At 68.2% G+C, this 15369-nt stretch carries 9 protein-coding genes; 4 read left to right on the top strand and 5 right to left on the bottom strand.

What is annotated here, in order from left to right; translation table 11 throughout:
- A partial coding sequence (locus tag E3T19_RS16590) for a DUF4082 domain-containing protein (RefSeq protein WP_241980325.1) occupies positions 1-4052 on the bottom strand: 4052 nt, incomplete at its 3' end.
- Between the two features lie 288 nt (positions 4053-4340).
- Between E3T19_RS16590 and E3T19_RS16585 the strand changes: the two genes are divergently transcribed.
- From E3T19_RS16585 to E3T19_RS16570, 4 genes are all read left to right on the top strand, one after another.
- Positions 4341-6029: an FAD-dependent oxidoreductase gene (locus E3T19_RS16585; protein ID WP_088457347.1), complete on the top strand. Its 1689-nt coding sequence runs from the start codon at positions 4341-4343 to the stop codon at positions 6027-6029.
- Positions 6030-6363: 334 nt separating this feature from the next.
- On the top strand, positions 6364-7929 hold the full coding sequence (locus E3T19_RS16580; protein WP_134409386.1) for a sugar transferase: 1566 nt from the start codon (positions 6364-6366) through the stop codon (positions 7927-7929).
- A gap of 1 nt (position 7930) precedes the next feature.
- The gene (locus E3T19_RS16575; protein WP_088457349.1) at positions 7931-9193 is read left to right on the top strand and encodes a DUF1972 domain-containing protein; all 1263 of its coding nucleotides are present in this window, start codon (positions 7931-7933) and stop codon (positions 9191-9193) included.
- Positions 9194-9217: 24 nt separating this feature from the next.
- Entirely contained in the window at positions 9218-10168 is a 951-nt protein-coding gene (locus tag E3T19_RS16570; protein ID WP_088457350.1) for a glycosyltransferase family 2 protein, read from the top strand.
- Between the two features lie 21 nt (positions 10169-10189).
- Here the strand turns inward: E3T19_RS16570 and pip are convergent, their stop codons facing one another.
- The 4 genes from pip to E3T19_RS16550 all read right to left on the bottom strand — a co-directional run bounded on the left by pip (position 10190) and on the right by E3T19_RS16550 (position 15281).
- Positions 10190-11146, bottom strand: a complete 957-nt coding sequence (gene pip / locus E3T19_RS16565; RefSeq protein WP_088457351.1) for a prolyl aminopeptidase — start codon at positions 11144-11146, stop codon at positions 10190-10192.
- 76 nt (positions 11147-11222) lie between these two features.
- Positions 11223-12050, bottom strand: coding sequence for an ABC transporter permease subunit (locus E3T19_RS16560; protein ID WP_088457352.1), 828 nt, complete (start codon positions 12048-12050; stop codon positions 11223-11225).
- On the bottom strand, positions 12047-13009 hold the full coding sequence (locus tag E3T19_RS16555; RefSeq protein WP_134409385.1) for an ABC transporter ATP-binding protein: 963 nt from the start codon (positions 13007-13009) through the stop codon (positions 12047-12049). Before E3T19_RS16555 ends, E3T19_RS16560 begins: the two co-directional genes overlap by 4 nt.
- A 163-nt stretch (positions 13010-13172) precedes the next feature.
- Positions 13173-15281, bottom strand: coding sequence for an acyl-CoA dehydrogenase (locus E3T19_RS16550; protein ID WP_134409384.1), 2109 nt, complete (start codon positions 15279-15281; stop codon positions 13173-13175).
- Between the last annotated feature and the right edge of the window lie 88 nt (positions 15282-15369).

The following is a 15369-nucleotide window of genomic DNA, read 5'->3' as shown; positions in this document are numbered from 1 at the left end:
ACATTCGTCGCACCCGCCGCCGGCGTGGTCGACGACACCGTCACCGCCGCCGGAGGAGTGGTCGTGGAGGTGGAGAAGACCACGTCGACGAAGTAGTTCGCGGCTTGCCAGGTGTTGGTCGGGAAGCCTCCGGCCGAGGCATAGAGGTATCGACCGTTGTTTGCCGTGCCGGCCGTGAGGGGACCGACGGTGCGCGGGGTGGAGAAGAAGTTTGTCGTGGAGGCGTAGCGGCCGTTGGGTGCGAAGTAGGACACCACGTAGGTCTGGCCGGCGGTCAAGACCACGGGTGTCGCCAGCTGCGCGGTCTGCCAGCCTGACGCCGTCTCGTTGGTGAAGGTCACCGTCGCCAGCCGTTGGCCGGTGGACGACCAGAGCGACCCGGTGTGGGTGCCGGTGTTCGTCGAACCCTTGTAGAACCGGATCGCCGTGACAGAGCCCGATTCGGCCGAACTGAAGGACATGCCCAGTTCCACCGGCGAGGTGTCGTCGGGTGACGCGGCCTGCGCCGGGGTGAGGTTGCCGAGCAGGCTGTACGAGGTGCCGGTGCCGGGTGCTGCGGCCGTGGTGAACGACCAGGACCCACCGGGGAGGGCGGCGCCGGCGAGGGAGACGACCGCGGAATGCGCCGTGCCCGCCGGAAGCGCCGCCACCGGGGTGAACGTGACGACCCGAGTGGAGGCGTTGTAAGTCGACGCACCGGCAACCGCGCCCGCCTCGTCGGATACGGAGAGGGAGGGTGTGCCGGACGCGGGCGCGGCCGTCAGGGTCGCGGACACCGTCGCGGTCGCCGCGACACCGGTTGCGCCGGCGGCGGGGGTCGTCGAGGACACCGCGACGGCCGCCGCGCCTCCTCCGGTGAACACCACGTCGACGAGGTAGTCGGTGGAGGTTTGGTTGGTGGGGAAACCGGCCGCGTAGCTGAAGGTGCCCGCGTTGACGCCCGCGCTGAGCGGACCCCGCGTGTACGCGGCGGAGTACCCGCCCGGTGTCGCGGAGTATTGGCCGACCGTGGTGCGATAGCCGGCGACATACTCCGTGGCAGCCTGGATGCTCACCGGCGACCCGAAGACCAGGGTCTGCCAACCGGAGGTGCTCTCGGCGGTGAACGTTCCCGAGGCGAGGACGGTTCCGTCGGCGGCCCACAGTGTGCCGGTGTGGCTGCCCGTGTTGCCGGGCCCCTTGTAGAACTTGATCCCGGTGATCTGTCCGGCGGTCTGGGCGGAGAAGCGCACGCCCAGGGTCACCGCCTGGTTGTCCGCGACGGTCACCACGCTGGGCGTGGTGCTGTCGTCGTACAGGCTGCACGGGCATCCGCTGCCCGGGGCAGCCTGCACAGTGGTGAACGACCACGTGCCGCCCGAGCTGAGCGCGGCCCCCGCGGCGTCCCTGGCCGCCAGGGTCACGGTATACGTGGTGGCCTCGGCGAGCGCACTGCTCGGCGTGAAGGTGGCGACGCGGGTGGCGGCCGTGTAGCTCGTGCTGCCTGCGACGGCCGTGCCCTGCGCGTTACGCACAGTGAAGGCGACGGAGGAGGCGACGACCTCTGTGGAAATCGTGGCGCTGATGGCCGTGTTGAGGGCGACGCTGGAGGAACCCGGTCCAGGGGACTGGGCCGTCGCCGAGGGGGCGGTGTTGCCCGACCGGGTGAACACAGCATCGACGTAGTAGTTGCTCTGACCGTAGATGTCGGTCGGGAAGTCGCCGTTGGTGTTGTAGACGCTGGCCGGTTGGGCGCCGAAGCCGCCCGCGACGGCAAGGGGCGCACGGGTGACTCCCCGGTAGGCCCAGGGGTCGTCATCAGCTGAATACCGGCCCCTCGGCGCCCAGTATGAGGCAACGTAGGTCGTTCCAGCGGTGACGGTTACCGGGGTGGCGAAAGTGGCGGTCTGCCATCCGGACGCGGTTTCGTTCGTGAAGGTCGCGGTCGCCAGGCGGGTGCCGGTGGAGCTCCACAGCGATCCGGTGTGGGTTCCGGTGTTGGCTGTGCTCTTGTAGAACCGGATGCCGTCGATCGTTCCGTTCTCCGTCGGTGTCACCCGAAGGCCCAGCTCGACCGCGCTGGGGTCCTGCGAGTCGGGCTTGGCCGGAGCCTGGACTCCGAATACAGAGTGCGGCCCGGTGACGGTCACGGCGAGTGTGGTGGGCGTGGTCGGATAGTTGGCGCTGTCGTCGATCGCCCGGATTCGGATGCTCTGGGTGGCGACGCCGTGTTGAACGTAGGTGTACGACCAGTTCGAGGTGCCTGTCGCCGCGCTCCAGCTGGTTCCGCCGTCAGTGGAGACCTCGACGCCGGCGACGACCCCGCCGGAGTCGGTGGCCGTTCCACTGATCGTGGTGCTGGCGCCGTTGGGCACGGCGGTTCCTGCCGCGGGAGAGGTGACGGTGACAGAGGGTGCGGTGGTATCGGTGCTCGCTGTCGTGGCTACCAGGCCGGCCGCCAACGTGGCGGGGGTGGCACCCATATCGGCCAGCAGGTTCACCTGTGCCTGTTGCATCCGCACGTCTGCCGGTGCGCCGGGGCCGTCGTGCTCCCGGTCGAGCCCCCACGTCCACTGCACGCTGCCGGCCGAGAACACGAGGGCCCCGCTCGGTGCCTTGTAGAGGGTGACATGGTGCGTCGTGCTGCCTTGCCTGACGGTGTTGCCGAAGTCAGTGAGGTATTCCGGCACCGATCCCGTGGTCGTCGACAGCCTGATCAGACCGGCCGGTCGGAAGCCGTTGTCGATGTCTTCGTTTGATTCGTAGCCGACGGTGTGCGGCGCCAAGGCCGCGGAGGTTCCCGCCGCGAGGCTGGACAAACCGGTGTTCCGCCACAGGCGTGTCTTGCCCTCAGCGGCCGAGACCGTGACAGGGAGGTCAGAGTAATTGGACTGGTATTGCGTGCCGGTCAGCCCGTTCTCGGGGAGGCCCCCACCGTTGGCCGAGGACGCAAACCGGGGGTCACGCCAGGTACCGGTCCACTCGGCGGAGGGGTCGATCTTCCGCTGGCTCCAGGTCTCCTTGTAGGACACCAGGGTGCGGTAGGCCGTTGCGCTGCTGTCGGCGGACGGCTCGTACCGGGTCCGCCAGTACACCTCGTTGCCGGACAGGAACTGCAGGTTCACACCGGCGTCTCGTGCGGCCTCCACGTTCTTGCGCTGGGCTCCTGACCAGTACTCGTCGTGGCCGACGGAGAGGAAGACTTCGTGGTTCTTCAGGCTGGCCCCGAAACGATCGGTGTCGACGCCGCTGAAGTAGGAGACGTCATAACCGTTCTTCTCCAGGAACCTGACTGCCGGATACTCATTGCTGAAATAGAAGTCGCGACCGTCGATCCCCCCACGGGTCGCGACGGGCCGGTTGTAGCTGACCTTGTAGGCGCGGCCGTTATCGGCGCCCTGGTAGAAGTCGGAGCCGCCATAGGTGTTGTAGGCCTGCCAGGTGGGGTCGGAGGTCTGGAACAAGACCTGCGACGTGCTGGCCTGGTCCCTCACGACGAAGGTGATGTGGCTTTGGCCACCGGTGTCGGTACGGGTCAGCAGCGCGATGTACACACCGGAGACCGCGTCGGCGGGCACCGGCCAGGATGCCGACAGGGCCCAGTTGCCGCAGTCGTAGAACTCGGTCGCGGCCTCGGTGATGCACTGGGGTTGGTTCTGTGGGAGCGCCGCGGCCGGTGTGACGTCGGCGATCTTCCGGGCGCCGTTGCCCTGATACCAGCCGGTGCGGTAGATCGCAATCGTGTACGCCCGGGCGTTGGTGTCGATCTTGAACCCTACGGTGCCGCCGACGTTGGTGCTGATGTCTGTGGAGAACCCTTGGATGGACGGATCACCGGCTCCGCTGATGTCCCACACCGACGCGGCGGTCCCCGGAAGGGCGTTCTCGCACACGATGGGGTTGGGTGCCGTTCCGCATCCGGCCGCATTCGCCGGCAGCGCCCCGAGCGGGATCAACAGTCCGCTCACGACAACGATGACCGTCGCCAGAGCCTTGGCGGCGAGGGAACCGAACCTCGGGAGGAACGTGGAGGTTCCGGCTCGGCCGTCGACGACGGGCAAACGTTCAGACACGGTGCTCCTCTGATTGCCTGTGCGAAAGAACGGGAGATCGGGCGGCAGTCAGCGTGACAGCTGAGTATCGCTCACACCGCACAGAGTGCCACGGGGGCCATAGGCCCGCTCGCCCCCGAAGGGGGGTGTTCGAATCCGCTCGCCGGGGATGCGCACCGTCGGGATCGGTGCAACGATCTCACCCGCCTGAGAGCATCGCTCACTCGCCTGCGCCCGCACTCGGGCTCTGTCGCTACGGCCGACCCCTGTCTGAGGGCCTCGCCCCAACCGTCCCGAAGGCGGGTATCGATGTCGATAACCACAGAACCGCCCACCCCCACCGAAATCTATGACTGCTGCGTCGTCGGAGCGGGACCCGTCGGCCTCTCCCTCGCCCTTGAGGCCGCGAACGCCGGGCTCCGGGTTCTCGTCCTGGACGCCGGGACCCAAGCCGCCAAAGAGGATGCCGCGGCCCGGGCGGCACGTCCTCCGGTGCATGTGCTCGATCCCGCCACGCACGCACCCATCGAACAGGCAACCCGACGCGGGCTCGGCGGATCGTCCTGGTTGTGGGGCGGCCGGTGTGTGCGCTTCGAGGCGATCGACTTCGAAACCCGCGACTACGTCGACGGGAGCGGCTGGCCCCTGAGCCAAGCCGACGTGCTGCCTTCGGAAGCGGCCGCCGCAGCCTACCTGGATTGCGGAGCACCGACCTTCCGGAGCGCCGCCGCGGACTGGGCCGGCCTGGGAGAGGTCAGCCTTTCGCAATTGGAACGCTGGGCACGACAGCCCAAACTGGCGGCCCGGCTCGGCTCCAGGGTTGCCGCGCATCCCGGCATCTCGGTGCTGTGCGAAGCGACCGTCACCGACATCATCATCAACCCTGACGGCGCCGGCGTCACCCACCTCCAGGTGCTCCACCAGAGCCAGACCTTCGCGATACGCGCCGCGACGTACGTCTTGGCCTGCGGAGGACTGGAAACCACCCGACTGCTCTTGACCGTGCAGCGCCGGCTGCCCTCCCACTTCGGTGGCGCCGACGGACCGCTGGGCCGCTACTACATGGGTCATCTCACGGGAAGCATCGCGAACATCCAGCTCACCGACGCGGCGGACATCCGCGACCTCGATTTCAGCCTCGACGACCACAATGCCTACGTCCGTAGGCGCTTCACGTTCTCCGAGCGCACCCAGCGCGAGAGACACCTGTTGAACACCAGCTTCTACGCCGACAACCCGCCGTTCTACGAGGAAGGGCACCGCAACGCGACGCTCTCGCTGGTCTTCCTCGCCCTCTCCCTGGCCCCGGTGGGCCGGCGGATCCTGGCTGAGGGCATCCGTCTGCGCCACATCGGGCCGCGCCCGCGCAGGTACGCACCTCATCTGCTGAACATCGCGAAGCGGCCGTTTCGCGCCGCGGCCGACGTGATAACGATCCTCCGCAAGCGCTACCTCTCACCGGTTCGAAAACCCGGCTTCCTGCTGCGGAACGCCGGGGGCAGCTACGCGCTGCACTTCCACGCCGAGCAGACGCCCAATCCGGATTCCAGGATCCGGCTCAACGGGACGACGGGCGCCGACGGCCAGCCGGGCCTGGACATCGATTTCAGGTACGCGGTGCAGGACCTCGACTCGGTGCTCGCGGCGCACCAGTACCTGGACGAGCAGTTGCGGGCATCCGGACGCGGTCGGGTGGTCTACCTCGACGCCGAGGACCAGAGGGTGTCCTCGGTGCTCGCTCAGGCAACGGATGGATTCCATCACATCGGCACGACCCGCATGAGCGCCGATCCAGGCGACGGTGTGGTCGACAGCGACTGCAAGGTGCACGGCATGGACGATCTTTTCATCGCATCCAGCAGCGTTTTCAGAACCGCCGGCGAAGCCAACCCGACGTTCCTTGCGGTGTGCCTGGCGGTGAGACTGGCGCGGCACCTCTCCGAGGAGTTGGCTGCGCCGGCTGCCGATGCCCCGCCTCGGCCGGTCGAAGCCGCGTAGCCGTTGCAACCTGACCCCCCTTTCAGGTCACAGCGCCGAAATCTGATTGCAGGGTATGGTCAGCTCGTGAGTTGCTGAGGATATATCAGCTCACTCACGAGATCATCTGCGACACCCGCCACAACGTCACACCCGCGCCATCCGACATTTCCGTCACCCAGTACCCGTTTCACTTCCCGCACGAACCTGTAAACCCGAACTGCAGGGGAATCTCCGTGAATACGTCCTTGACGTGTCGACCGATCCGTCGACCCCGAAAATCTCAACCCCCGAACCCGGCCCGGCGAGCCGGCCCCGGGCAGGCCTGGTCTGCGGCCGGAAGCTTCGGTCACACATGAGCGCGCCCAAGCCGGGTTCTCCGCTGACCGAAGCGATCCCCCGCGGATACCGCGTTCCGTTACGCCTGGTCAGGCCCGCGACGGTCCCGGTCCCTGACGTTCAGGACACGGCCACGGCCGCCGCCGCCAGCGGCCTGTCCGGTGCGGCGTGGGCACGCCAGTACCGCACCAAGCTCCAGCTCACGGACGCCGCGGTGATCGTCGCCGCCGTCACCGCCGCCTTCCTGGCTCGGTTCGCGTTGGGCACCCCGATCGCGAACACGACCCCGATCCCGCTGTCGGCCTGGGCGGTCATCGGACTGGTGATCGGAACCTGGATCGTCACGCTGTCCACCTTCCGTACCAGGGCGCCGCGGGTCGTCGCGGTGGGAGCCACCGAGTACAAGCTCGTCATCAACGCCAGTGCGCTGGCCTTCGGTCTTCTCGCCATCGCCTTCCTGCTGTTGCAGGTCAACACCGCCCGTGCGTACTTCGTCTTCGCCCTGCCACTCGGGGTCGCGGCCCTGGTCCTGGAGCGGTGGCTCTGGCGCAAGTGGCTCATCCACCAACGCAAGTTCGGTCACTACCTCGCCCGGGCCATCGTCGTCGGCGGCCGGGACGACATCGAATACGTCGTGCGGCAGATCAACGACAAGTCGGGCGCCGCCTATCACGTGGTGGGGGCGGCGCTGGAGGACGAGAACACGACCAGCGTCACGTCGGCCGGGCACCGGGTTCCCGTGGTGTCCGATTTCGCTCACGTCGCCGCCGCGGCGCAGTCGTTGGGGGTCGATGCCGTGATCGTGGCCGGGCATCCGAGCCTGGGAAACACCTTCATCCGCAACCTGGGCTGGGACCTCGAGAAGACCTCGGCAGAGCTCGTGCTGTCGAGCCGCTTGACCGACGTCGCCGGTCCCCGCATCCACTTCCGCCCGGTCGAGGGCCTTCCCCTCATCCACGTCGAGATCCCCCAGTACGACGGCGCCAAGCACGTGCTCAAGCGCGCTCTGGACATCACCCTCGGCGCCACCGCGCTCCTGGTGATCAGCCCACTGCTCCTCGTGATCGGGGTCCTGGTCAAGCTGGACAGCCCAGGACCCGTCTTGTTCCGGCAGGAGCGGGTCGGTCGCAACGGCCGCACCTTCCACATGATCAAAATTCGTTCGATGGTGCGAACGGCCGAAGACGATCTGGCCGGGTTGCTCGACAAGAACGAGGGCGCCGGGGTGCTTTTCAAGATCCGCAGCGACCCGCGGATCACCCGGGTGGGCCGGGTCCTGCGCAAGTACTCCCTCGACGAATTGCCGCAGCTCTGGAACATCGTGGTCGGCCAGATGAGCCTCGTCGGGCCGCGCCCACCGTTGCCCGCCGAGGTCGAGAACTACGAGTCGCACATGCACCGGCGTTTGTACATCAAGCCCGGTCTCACCGGCATGTGGCAGGTCAACGGGCGCTCCAACCTCAGCTGGGAGGAAAGCGTTCGCCTCGACCTCTATTACGTCGAGAACTGGTCACTGGCCGGCGACCTGATGATCATCTGGCGAACCGTGAAGATCGTCATCCGCCCCCTGGGGGCCTACTGACATGGCGGCCCCCGGCCACACCGATCCGGTCACCCCCTCGAACGTGGGGGCGCTCCGGATCGCGATGATCGGCACCCGAGGCATCCCGGCCGCGTTCGGTGGATTCGAAACAGCGGTGGAGGAGGTCGGCCGTCGACTGGTCGATCGTGGGCACGCCGTGACGGTCTACTGCCGCTCCCGCAACTCGGCGCCTGGCCACCTCCCCCCGGCCACCGTCTACCTGGGAATGCGTCTCGTGCATCTGCCGGCACTGCGTCTGGGCGCATTCGGACCGCTCAGCCACACCGCTTTCTCGGTGGCACACGCCGCCACCGGGTCGCGCCCGGATGCCGCGTTCGTCTTCAACTCGGCGAACGCACCATTCGTGCCGTTCCTGCGCAGACGCGGCATCCCGACAACCGTGCATGTCGACGGCCTCGAGTGGAAGCGGGACAAGTGGGGCGGGACTGCCCGCCGCTACTACCGCTGGGCCGAGCAACAGGCGGTGCGATGGGCAGACGCCCTCATCGCCGACGCGCCGGGCATCGTCGACTATTACCACGCGGAGTTCGCCATCCCCACGGAGCTCATCGGCTACGGGACACATCTCCTACAGAATTCCCCGGCGACGCGGCTGGCCGAATTGGGCCTGCGGCCCCATGGTTATCACCTCGTTGTGGCCCGCTTCGAGCCCGAGAACCATGTCGACGTGATCATCGACGGCTACCGGCGCAGCAGTGCCACTCTCCCCTTGGTAGTCGTGGGTTCCGCCCCGCATCCAGGCGCATACGCGCGCAAAATCACCGCCCTGGCCCACGACCCGCGGGTGCGATTGCTCGGCAGGCTGTGGGACCAGGACCAGCTCGACCAGCTGTACGCCCACTCGGTCAGCTATCTGCACGGCCATTCCGTCGGGGGAACGAACCCGTCGCTCCTGCGCGCGATGGGAGCCAGGACCGCCGCAATCGCCTGGGATGTCAGGTTCAACCGCGACGTGCTCGGCGTGTATGGAGCGTATTTTCGGGACGCCGGGACTCTCGCGGCCCTGATCGAGGACGCCGAGCTGAATCCCCACCACACCCAGGAGGTCAGTGAGGCTCTGCAGCGTCGCGCCGCCGCCCTGTACAACTGGGGCCACGTCACCGACAGCTACGAAGATCTCGCCCGTCGCCTTGTCTCCGGATACAGCACCCAGGGCAAAAGCCCGGGACGCACCGGTCGCTCTCCCCGAAGAGGACGCACCGGTGCGCGGCCGCCGTCCACCGTGGCGCGAGGCGCTCTGTGACCATGTCGGCGGACCGGAGTTCGGGTGCCGCTGCCCGCTGAGCTGGGGATCGTTGTCGTCAACCACGGCGAACCCGATCTTCTCGAGCTCAATCTGGTCGGAATCGGGCGGCGCGCGCGCACCGGACGGGTCGTCGTCGTCGACAATTTCAGCGGGCTCGCCAACCGCGAAGCGACGACGGTGTTGTGCGCTCGCGAAGGCTGGACGCTGATCGCGCCGGGAATCGACCTCGGCTTCGGAGCCGCGGTCAACGCCGGGGTGCGGCTGCTTCGATCGCACGGCTGTGATCGCCTGTTGATACTGAGCCCCGACGTGCGCATCGACGAACCGGGGATGCTCACGCTGGCCCAGGGCTGCTCAGCAGAACCCCAGCGCATTCTGAGCCCTCGCATCGTCGGCACGGATGGCTCCTTGTGGTTCGGCGGCGGCACTGTGGACATCCGTCGTGGCCGCGCGCTGATGACCGATGATGCGGATAGTTCCGCGCCAGGAGGCTGGCTCAGCGGGGCGTGCCTGATGATCCACGCCTCCCTCTGGGATTGGCTGGACGGATGCGACGAGGGCCATTTCCGCTCGTGGGAGGACGTCGATCTGTCCTGGCGTTGCGTGGCCGCCGGCGGCTGCCTCGCGGTGCACAGCGACGTCACCGCGGTGCGGAGCACCCGTTCGTTCCCGGTCGCCGGAGTGGTGTCGCCGCTGGACGTCTACTCCGCCTGCCGCAGCCGGCTGACATTCGCCGCACGTCACCTCGGCCGGCGTCACATCGTGCAGTGGCTCCTAGCCAGCCCGGGGTACGCCGTCAGCGTGCTGCGCAACGGGAGGCACCGCTCCCGGACGGGTCGGCCGGGCGCGCTACTGGTCGCCGCCGTGCGTGGCACCGCCGCCGGTGCCGGGACGGCGCTCCGGACTATCGGCGCTGACACGCACGGTACCAGCGGTCACCGTGTGCACGCAGAACAGACGGCCGCCGGGTGATGCCGATCTTGACCCCGCAGGCTAGTTCGCGAAGCGGTCGGTGGCGTCGAGCAAAGCGGCGCGGATGCCGGGCTCCTCGAAGGAATGGCCGGCATCCGGGATCATCTGGAAGTCGGCCTCCGGCCAGGCCTGATGCAACGCCCAGGCGGTGAACGCCGGCGTGCACATGTCGTAGCGGCCCTGCACGATGACTCCGGGAATGTCCTTGAGCTTGGCGGCGTCACGGAGCAGCTGCTCGGGTTCGAACCAGCCCTTGTTCATGAAGTAGTGGTTCTCGATGCGGGCAAACGCCACGGCGAAGGCCGGCTCGGTGAACCGCTCGATGGTCTCCGGCTGTTGCAGCAGGGTGATGGTGGAGGACTCCCAAGTGGACCAGGCCACACCGGCGCGTTCACGGGTTGACTGATCGGGGTCGTGCAGCAGGCGGCTGTACGCCTCGATGAGCCGTCCCCGTTCGTCGACGGGCACCGGCGCGATGAAACCCTCCCACAGATCGGGGTAAATGGCCGCGGCTCCCCCCTCGTAGAACCAGTCCAGCTCGATCGGGCGCAGGGTGAAGATGCCGCGCAGAACGAGTTCGGTGACCTTCTCTGGGTGTGTTTCAGCGTAGGCGAGCCCCAGGGAACTGCCCCAGGAACCGCCGCAGACCAACCACCGGTCGATGTCGAGGTGCTCGCGGAGACGCTCGATGTCGGCGACCAGGTGCCAGGTTGTGTTGGCTGTCAGGTCGGCATCCGGCGCACTGGCATGCGGGGTGCTGCGGCCGCAGCCGCGCTGGTCGAACAGCACGATGCGGTACTTCTCAGGGTCGAACACCCGCCGCTGGGTGGCGCTGGACGCGCCGCCCGGCCCGCCGTGCAAGTAGACGGCCGGCTTGCCGTTCGGGTTTCCGGACACCTCGTAATACAGGGTGTGGCCGTCGCCGACCTCGAGCATGCCGGTGTCGTACGGTTCGATCTCGGGGTAGAACTCTCTCATATGTCGAGCCTACGGCCCGGGCCGGGGGCTCGCGGCGCACCCCGCGCCGGGGTGCGCCGCAGGAAACCGTCGTACCTCAGGCGTCCCGACGCTTGAGCAGCACCGCGGCGCCGACCAGCGAGACGGCCACCCAGCCGAGCACGATGAGGACATTCTGCCAGGTCTCAAAAGTGGCACTGGTGAAGCCGTTGAGCCCGAAGATGGCCAGGCCGGCGTTGGAGATCAGGTACGGGAGCAGGTCCGCCAACCACTGGGCAGGGATCATCGACAACACAATCGGCAGCAGCAGCAGGATGCCGAGGGCTGCGGAAATGCCGCCGGCGCTGCTGCGTAACATGGCGCCGACGCCCAGGGCGAAGACGGCGACCAGCGCGAGGTACAGCGCACCGCCGAGCAACGGGAGCAACAGGTCGGGGTCGGTCGGGCTGGCCGTGATTTCCTTGCCGGCCAGGATCGGGGCGGCCACGAGATAGGACCCGAGGGTGCTGATCAGGCCGACCACGAAGGTACAGACGAAGAGCACAACGGCCTTGGCCGCCAACATCGGCAGCCGCCGAGGAACGGCGGTGATGCTGGACCGGATCATGCCCGTGCTGTACTCGCCGCTGATCGCGAGCACGCCGAGGACCGCCACGACGAGCTGGCCGAAGAAGACGCCGAAGGTGGCGGCCTGGGCGAGCATGCTCGTCTGCACGGCCGCGGGCAGAGAACCGCCCTCGGTGGGCAACGCGGCCGACATGAGTGCAGCCATGCCGAGGGAGATGACGATGACGGTGGCGTACGACCAGATGGTGGAGCGCACCGTGCGGAGCTTGATCCACTCCGAGCGCAGTTCACCACCGAAACTGAGGCCGGGTCCGGAAGGGACGAAGGCACGGACGGGGGCCGGGGCGATCGTGGTCATCGGACACTCTCCGTAAGGTCTGCAGCCGAGTGTTCGGCGGCGGGGTCATCGGAGGTGCCGCCGGTGCGGTACTCCACGTCGTTCTGGGTGAGGGACATGTAGGCCTCCTCGAGCGACGCGCTGATCGGCGTCAGCTCGTGCAGGGCAATGCCGGCACGGGCGGCCTGGTTGCCGATGTCGGCGGTGGTGATGCCGACGATCTCGAGCAGGTCTGCCTCGGTGCGGGTGACGGTGATGTCGGCGCTCTGGAACAGGGCGGCGAGCTCCGGCGCGTACGGGGTGCGTACCCGCACGACCTTGCGCGTGGCGGCGCCGATCAGTTCGGCCACCGGGGCATCCGCGATGACCTTGCCGCGGCCGAGCACGATGAGGTGGTCCGCGGTGACGGCCATCTCGCTCATCAGGTGGGAGGAGAGCAGGACTGTGCGGCCCTCGGCGGCGAGGTGGCGCACCAGATGGCGCACCCACTGCACGCCCTCGGGGTCGAGCCCGTTGACGGGTTCATCGAGGATCAGCGTGGCCGGGTCGCCGAGCAGCGCCGCGGCGATGCCGAGACGCTGGCCCATGCCGAGCGAGAAACCGCCGACGCGCTTGCGGGCGACGGAGTCGAGTCCGGTGAGTTCGATGACCTGCTTGACCCGGCTGGCCGGAATGGAGTGTGTCGCAGCCATGGCGAGCAGGTGGTTGTAGGCGCTGCGGCCGGTGTGGATGGCCTTGGCGTCAAGCAGCACCCCCACTTCACGCAGGGGCGCCTTGTGCTCGCGGTATTGCTTGCCGTTGACGGTGACCGAGCCGTGGCTGGGCCGGTCCAGGCCCACGATCATACGCATGGTGGTGGACTTGCCGGCCCCGTTCGGGCCCAGGAACCCCGTCACCCGGCCGGGCTGCACCGTGAAGTCGACGGCGTCGACCGCGGTCTTGCTTCCGTAGCGTTTGGTCAGGGACTGTGCCTGAATCATCCGGTTCCTCTTCCCGTCGGCGGGGACGGAACGCATGCCGCGTCGACCCCACAGACGAGAGTATGACGCCGGACCGGGCGCCCGCATCCGTCGAGCGGATGGTTACGGGGCGCCGCCCCTCATCCTCTGGCCGGACCGGACCGGACCGGGCAGGGCCGGCGGGTCAGGGGCGGCGGACCGGTTTTTCGGGGACGGGGGCGGTGCCGGCGGCCCGCTGTGCGCGGTAGTAGGCGCGGGCCTCGACCTGGCGTTCGCGTTCGGCCCCGGTGGCGATCGGTGCCCGCAGGTGTTCGGGGGCGTAACCGAACGCGTCGACGAGGTCGAGAGCGTGCGGCCGCAGCCTGGAGATGATGCGGTCGATGTACGCCGTGACCGCCAACGCCCGTTTGCCGGAGAGCCGTCCGTTGATGAGGTACCAGGCCGCATGCTCCTCGATCAGGCGCAGGCCGAACAGGTCGCGCAGCCAGGTGAGCACCTGCCGGGTGCCCGCGTGGGTGGTCGTCTCGACAGCGCGGGTGAACGCCTCCCACTGGAGAAGCTCCGCGTGGGCGCGGGCCGCCTCGATCAGCTCGTTCTGGTGGGAATTGAAGAGAGCGGCCGCCTCCTTCTTGGGCAGCTTGCTGGCGTTCCGCAACGACTGGGCGATGGCGGCGATCATGGTCTCGACCCTGTCGGTGAGCAGGGCTCGTTGGGTTCCGGTCTCCCGCAGCGCTCCGACGCTGCGCGCCGTGGAGCCGAAGTCGGCGACGGACTGGCCGAGTGTGCGCAGGCCGGTGCCATGGTAGGCGCGCCCCGCGGTCTGTTGCACCACGTACCTGGCCATCGCTCCGGCATCCGCGCCGGCGAACTTGCGGTTGTAGTCGGTGAGCAGACGCTTGGCCACCAGCTGCAGCAAAACGTTGTTGTCGCCTTCGAAGGTGGCGTAGACATCGAGGTCGGCGCGCAGCCCGACGAAGCGGTTCTCGGCGAGGAAACCGGCGCCGCCGCAGGCCTCCCTGGACTCCTGCAGAGTGTCCAGGGCGTTCCAGGTGGACAGCGGCTTGAGGGCCGCTGCGAGGGTTTCCAGGTCCTGCCTGTCGATATCCGTCGCCGCGGCGCCGCTGAACACCTGGTCGAACTTGACCAGGAACTCGTCGTGCGCGAAGGTCTGCGCGTAGGCGGTGGCCAAGCGCGGGATGAGGCGGCGCTGGTGGCGCTGGTAGTCGAGGATGACCTCTTCATCGGTCTCGCTGCCGGCGGTGAACTGGCGGCGTTCGCTGCCGTAGCGGATGGCGATGGTGAGCGCCAGGGCGGAGGCCTGGGTGGCGGCGCCGTCGAGGGACACCCGGCCCTGCACGAGGGTGCCGAGCATGGTGAAGAAGCGCCGGCCGGGGCTGCCGATCGGGCTGGAGTAGCTGCCGTCGACGGCGACATCGCCGTACCGGTTGAGCAGGTTGGTGCGCGGGATGCGCACCTGGTCGAAGTGCAGCCGGCCGTTGTCGATACCGTTCAGGCCGCCCTTGAGGCCATCGTCCTCGCCGCCGATGCCGGGCAGGAACGCCCCGGTGGAGTCGCGGAGCGGCACGTAGAAGGCGTGCACGCCGTGGTTGACGCCCAGGCTGATCAGTTGCGCGAAGACCACGGCGGCGGTGCCGTCGATGGCGGCGTTGCCGAGGTAGTCCTTCCAGGCCGCCCGGAACGGGGTGTGCACAACGAACTCGCCGGTGGCCACGTCGAAGGTGGCGGTGGTGCCGATGGCGGCGACATCCGACCCGTGGCCGGTCTCGGTCATCGCGAAGACGCCGGGCACTGCGAGGGACATGATGTCGGGCAGCCAGGTTTCGTGATGCACGGTGGTTCCCAGGTGTAGCACCGCGGCGCCGAACAGCCCCCACTGCACACCGGCCTTGATCTGCAGGCTCGGGTCGGCCGTGACGAGCTCCTCGAATCCGGCGATGTTGCCGCCGTGGTCATCCGAACCGCCGAGCGAACTCGGGAAGGCCCGGTGCACGTGGCCGTTGTCGGCGAGGATCTTGAGCTGACCGAGCACCCGCAGGCGGTGGTCCGCCATGGACTGCCCCTCGATGCGCTGCAGGTCAGGGCGGGCGGTGAGCTCGCGGGCCTTCAGCCGCACATCGGCCCAGGTGCCGAGCAGGGTTCGCGACAGGGCGGGCAGGTCGATGCGCGGGGCGAGCGGGTCGCCGGCGACCCGGACGGGCCCGGTGTCGGTGCGGATGTCGGTGCCGACCGCGTCGGGCCGGGCGGGAGTGGGGCGCTGGGCAGTGTCAACCATCATTGGTCCTAACGTCGGCGCGGAAGTCGAGTGTTCGACCACGTTAGATCGGGGTCGCCGAGTGCGGAAATAGTGCGTGACGGGGCTA

It is taken from the genome of Cryobacterium sp. TMT4-31 (assembly GCF_004403385.1).
GTDB classification, from domain to species: Bacteria; Actinomycetota; Actinomycetes; order Actinomycetales; family Microbacteriaceae; genus Cryobacterium; species Cryobacterium zongtaii.
This window is presented reverse-complemented; position numbering and strand designations above follow the sequence as displayed.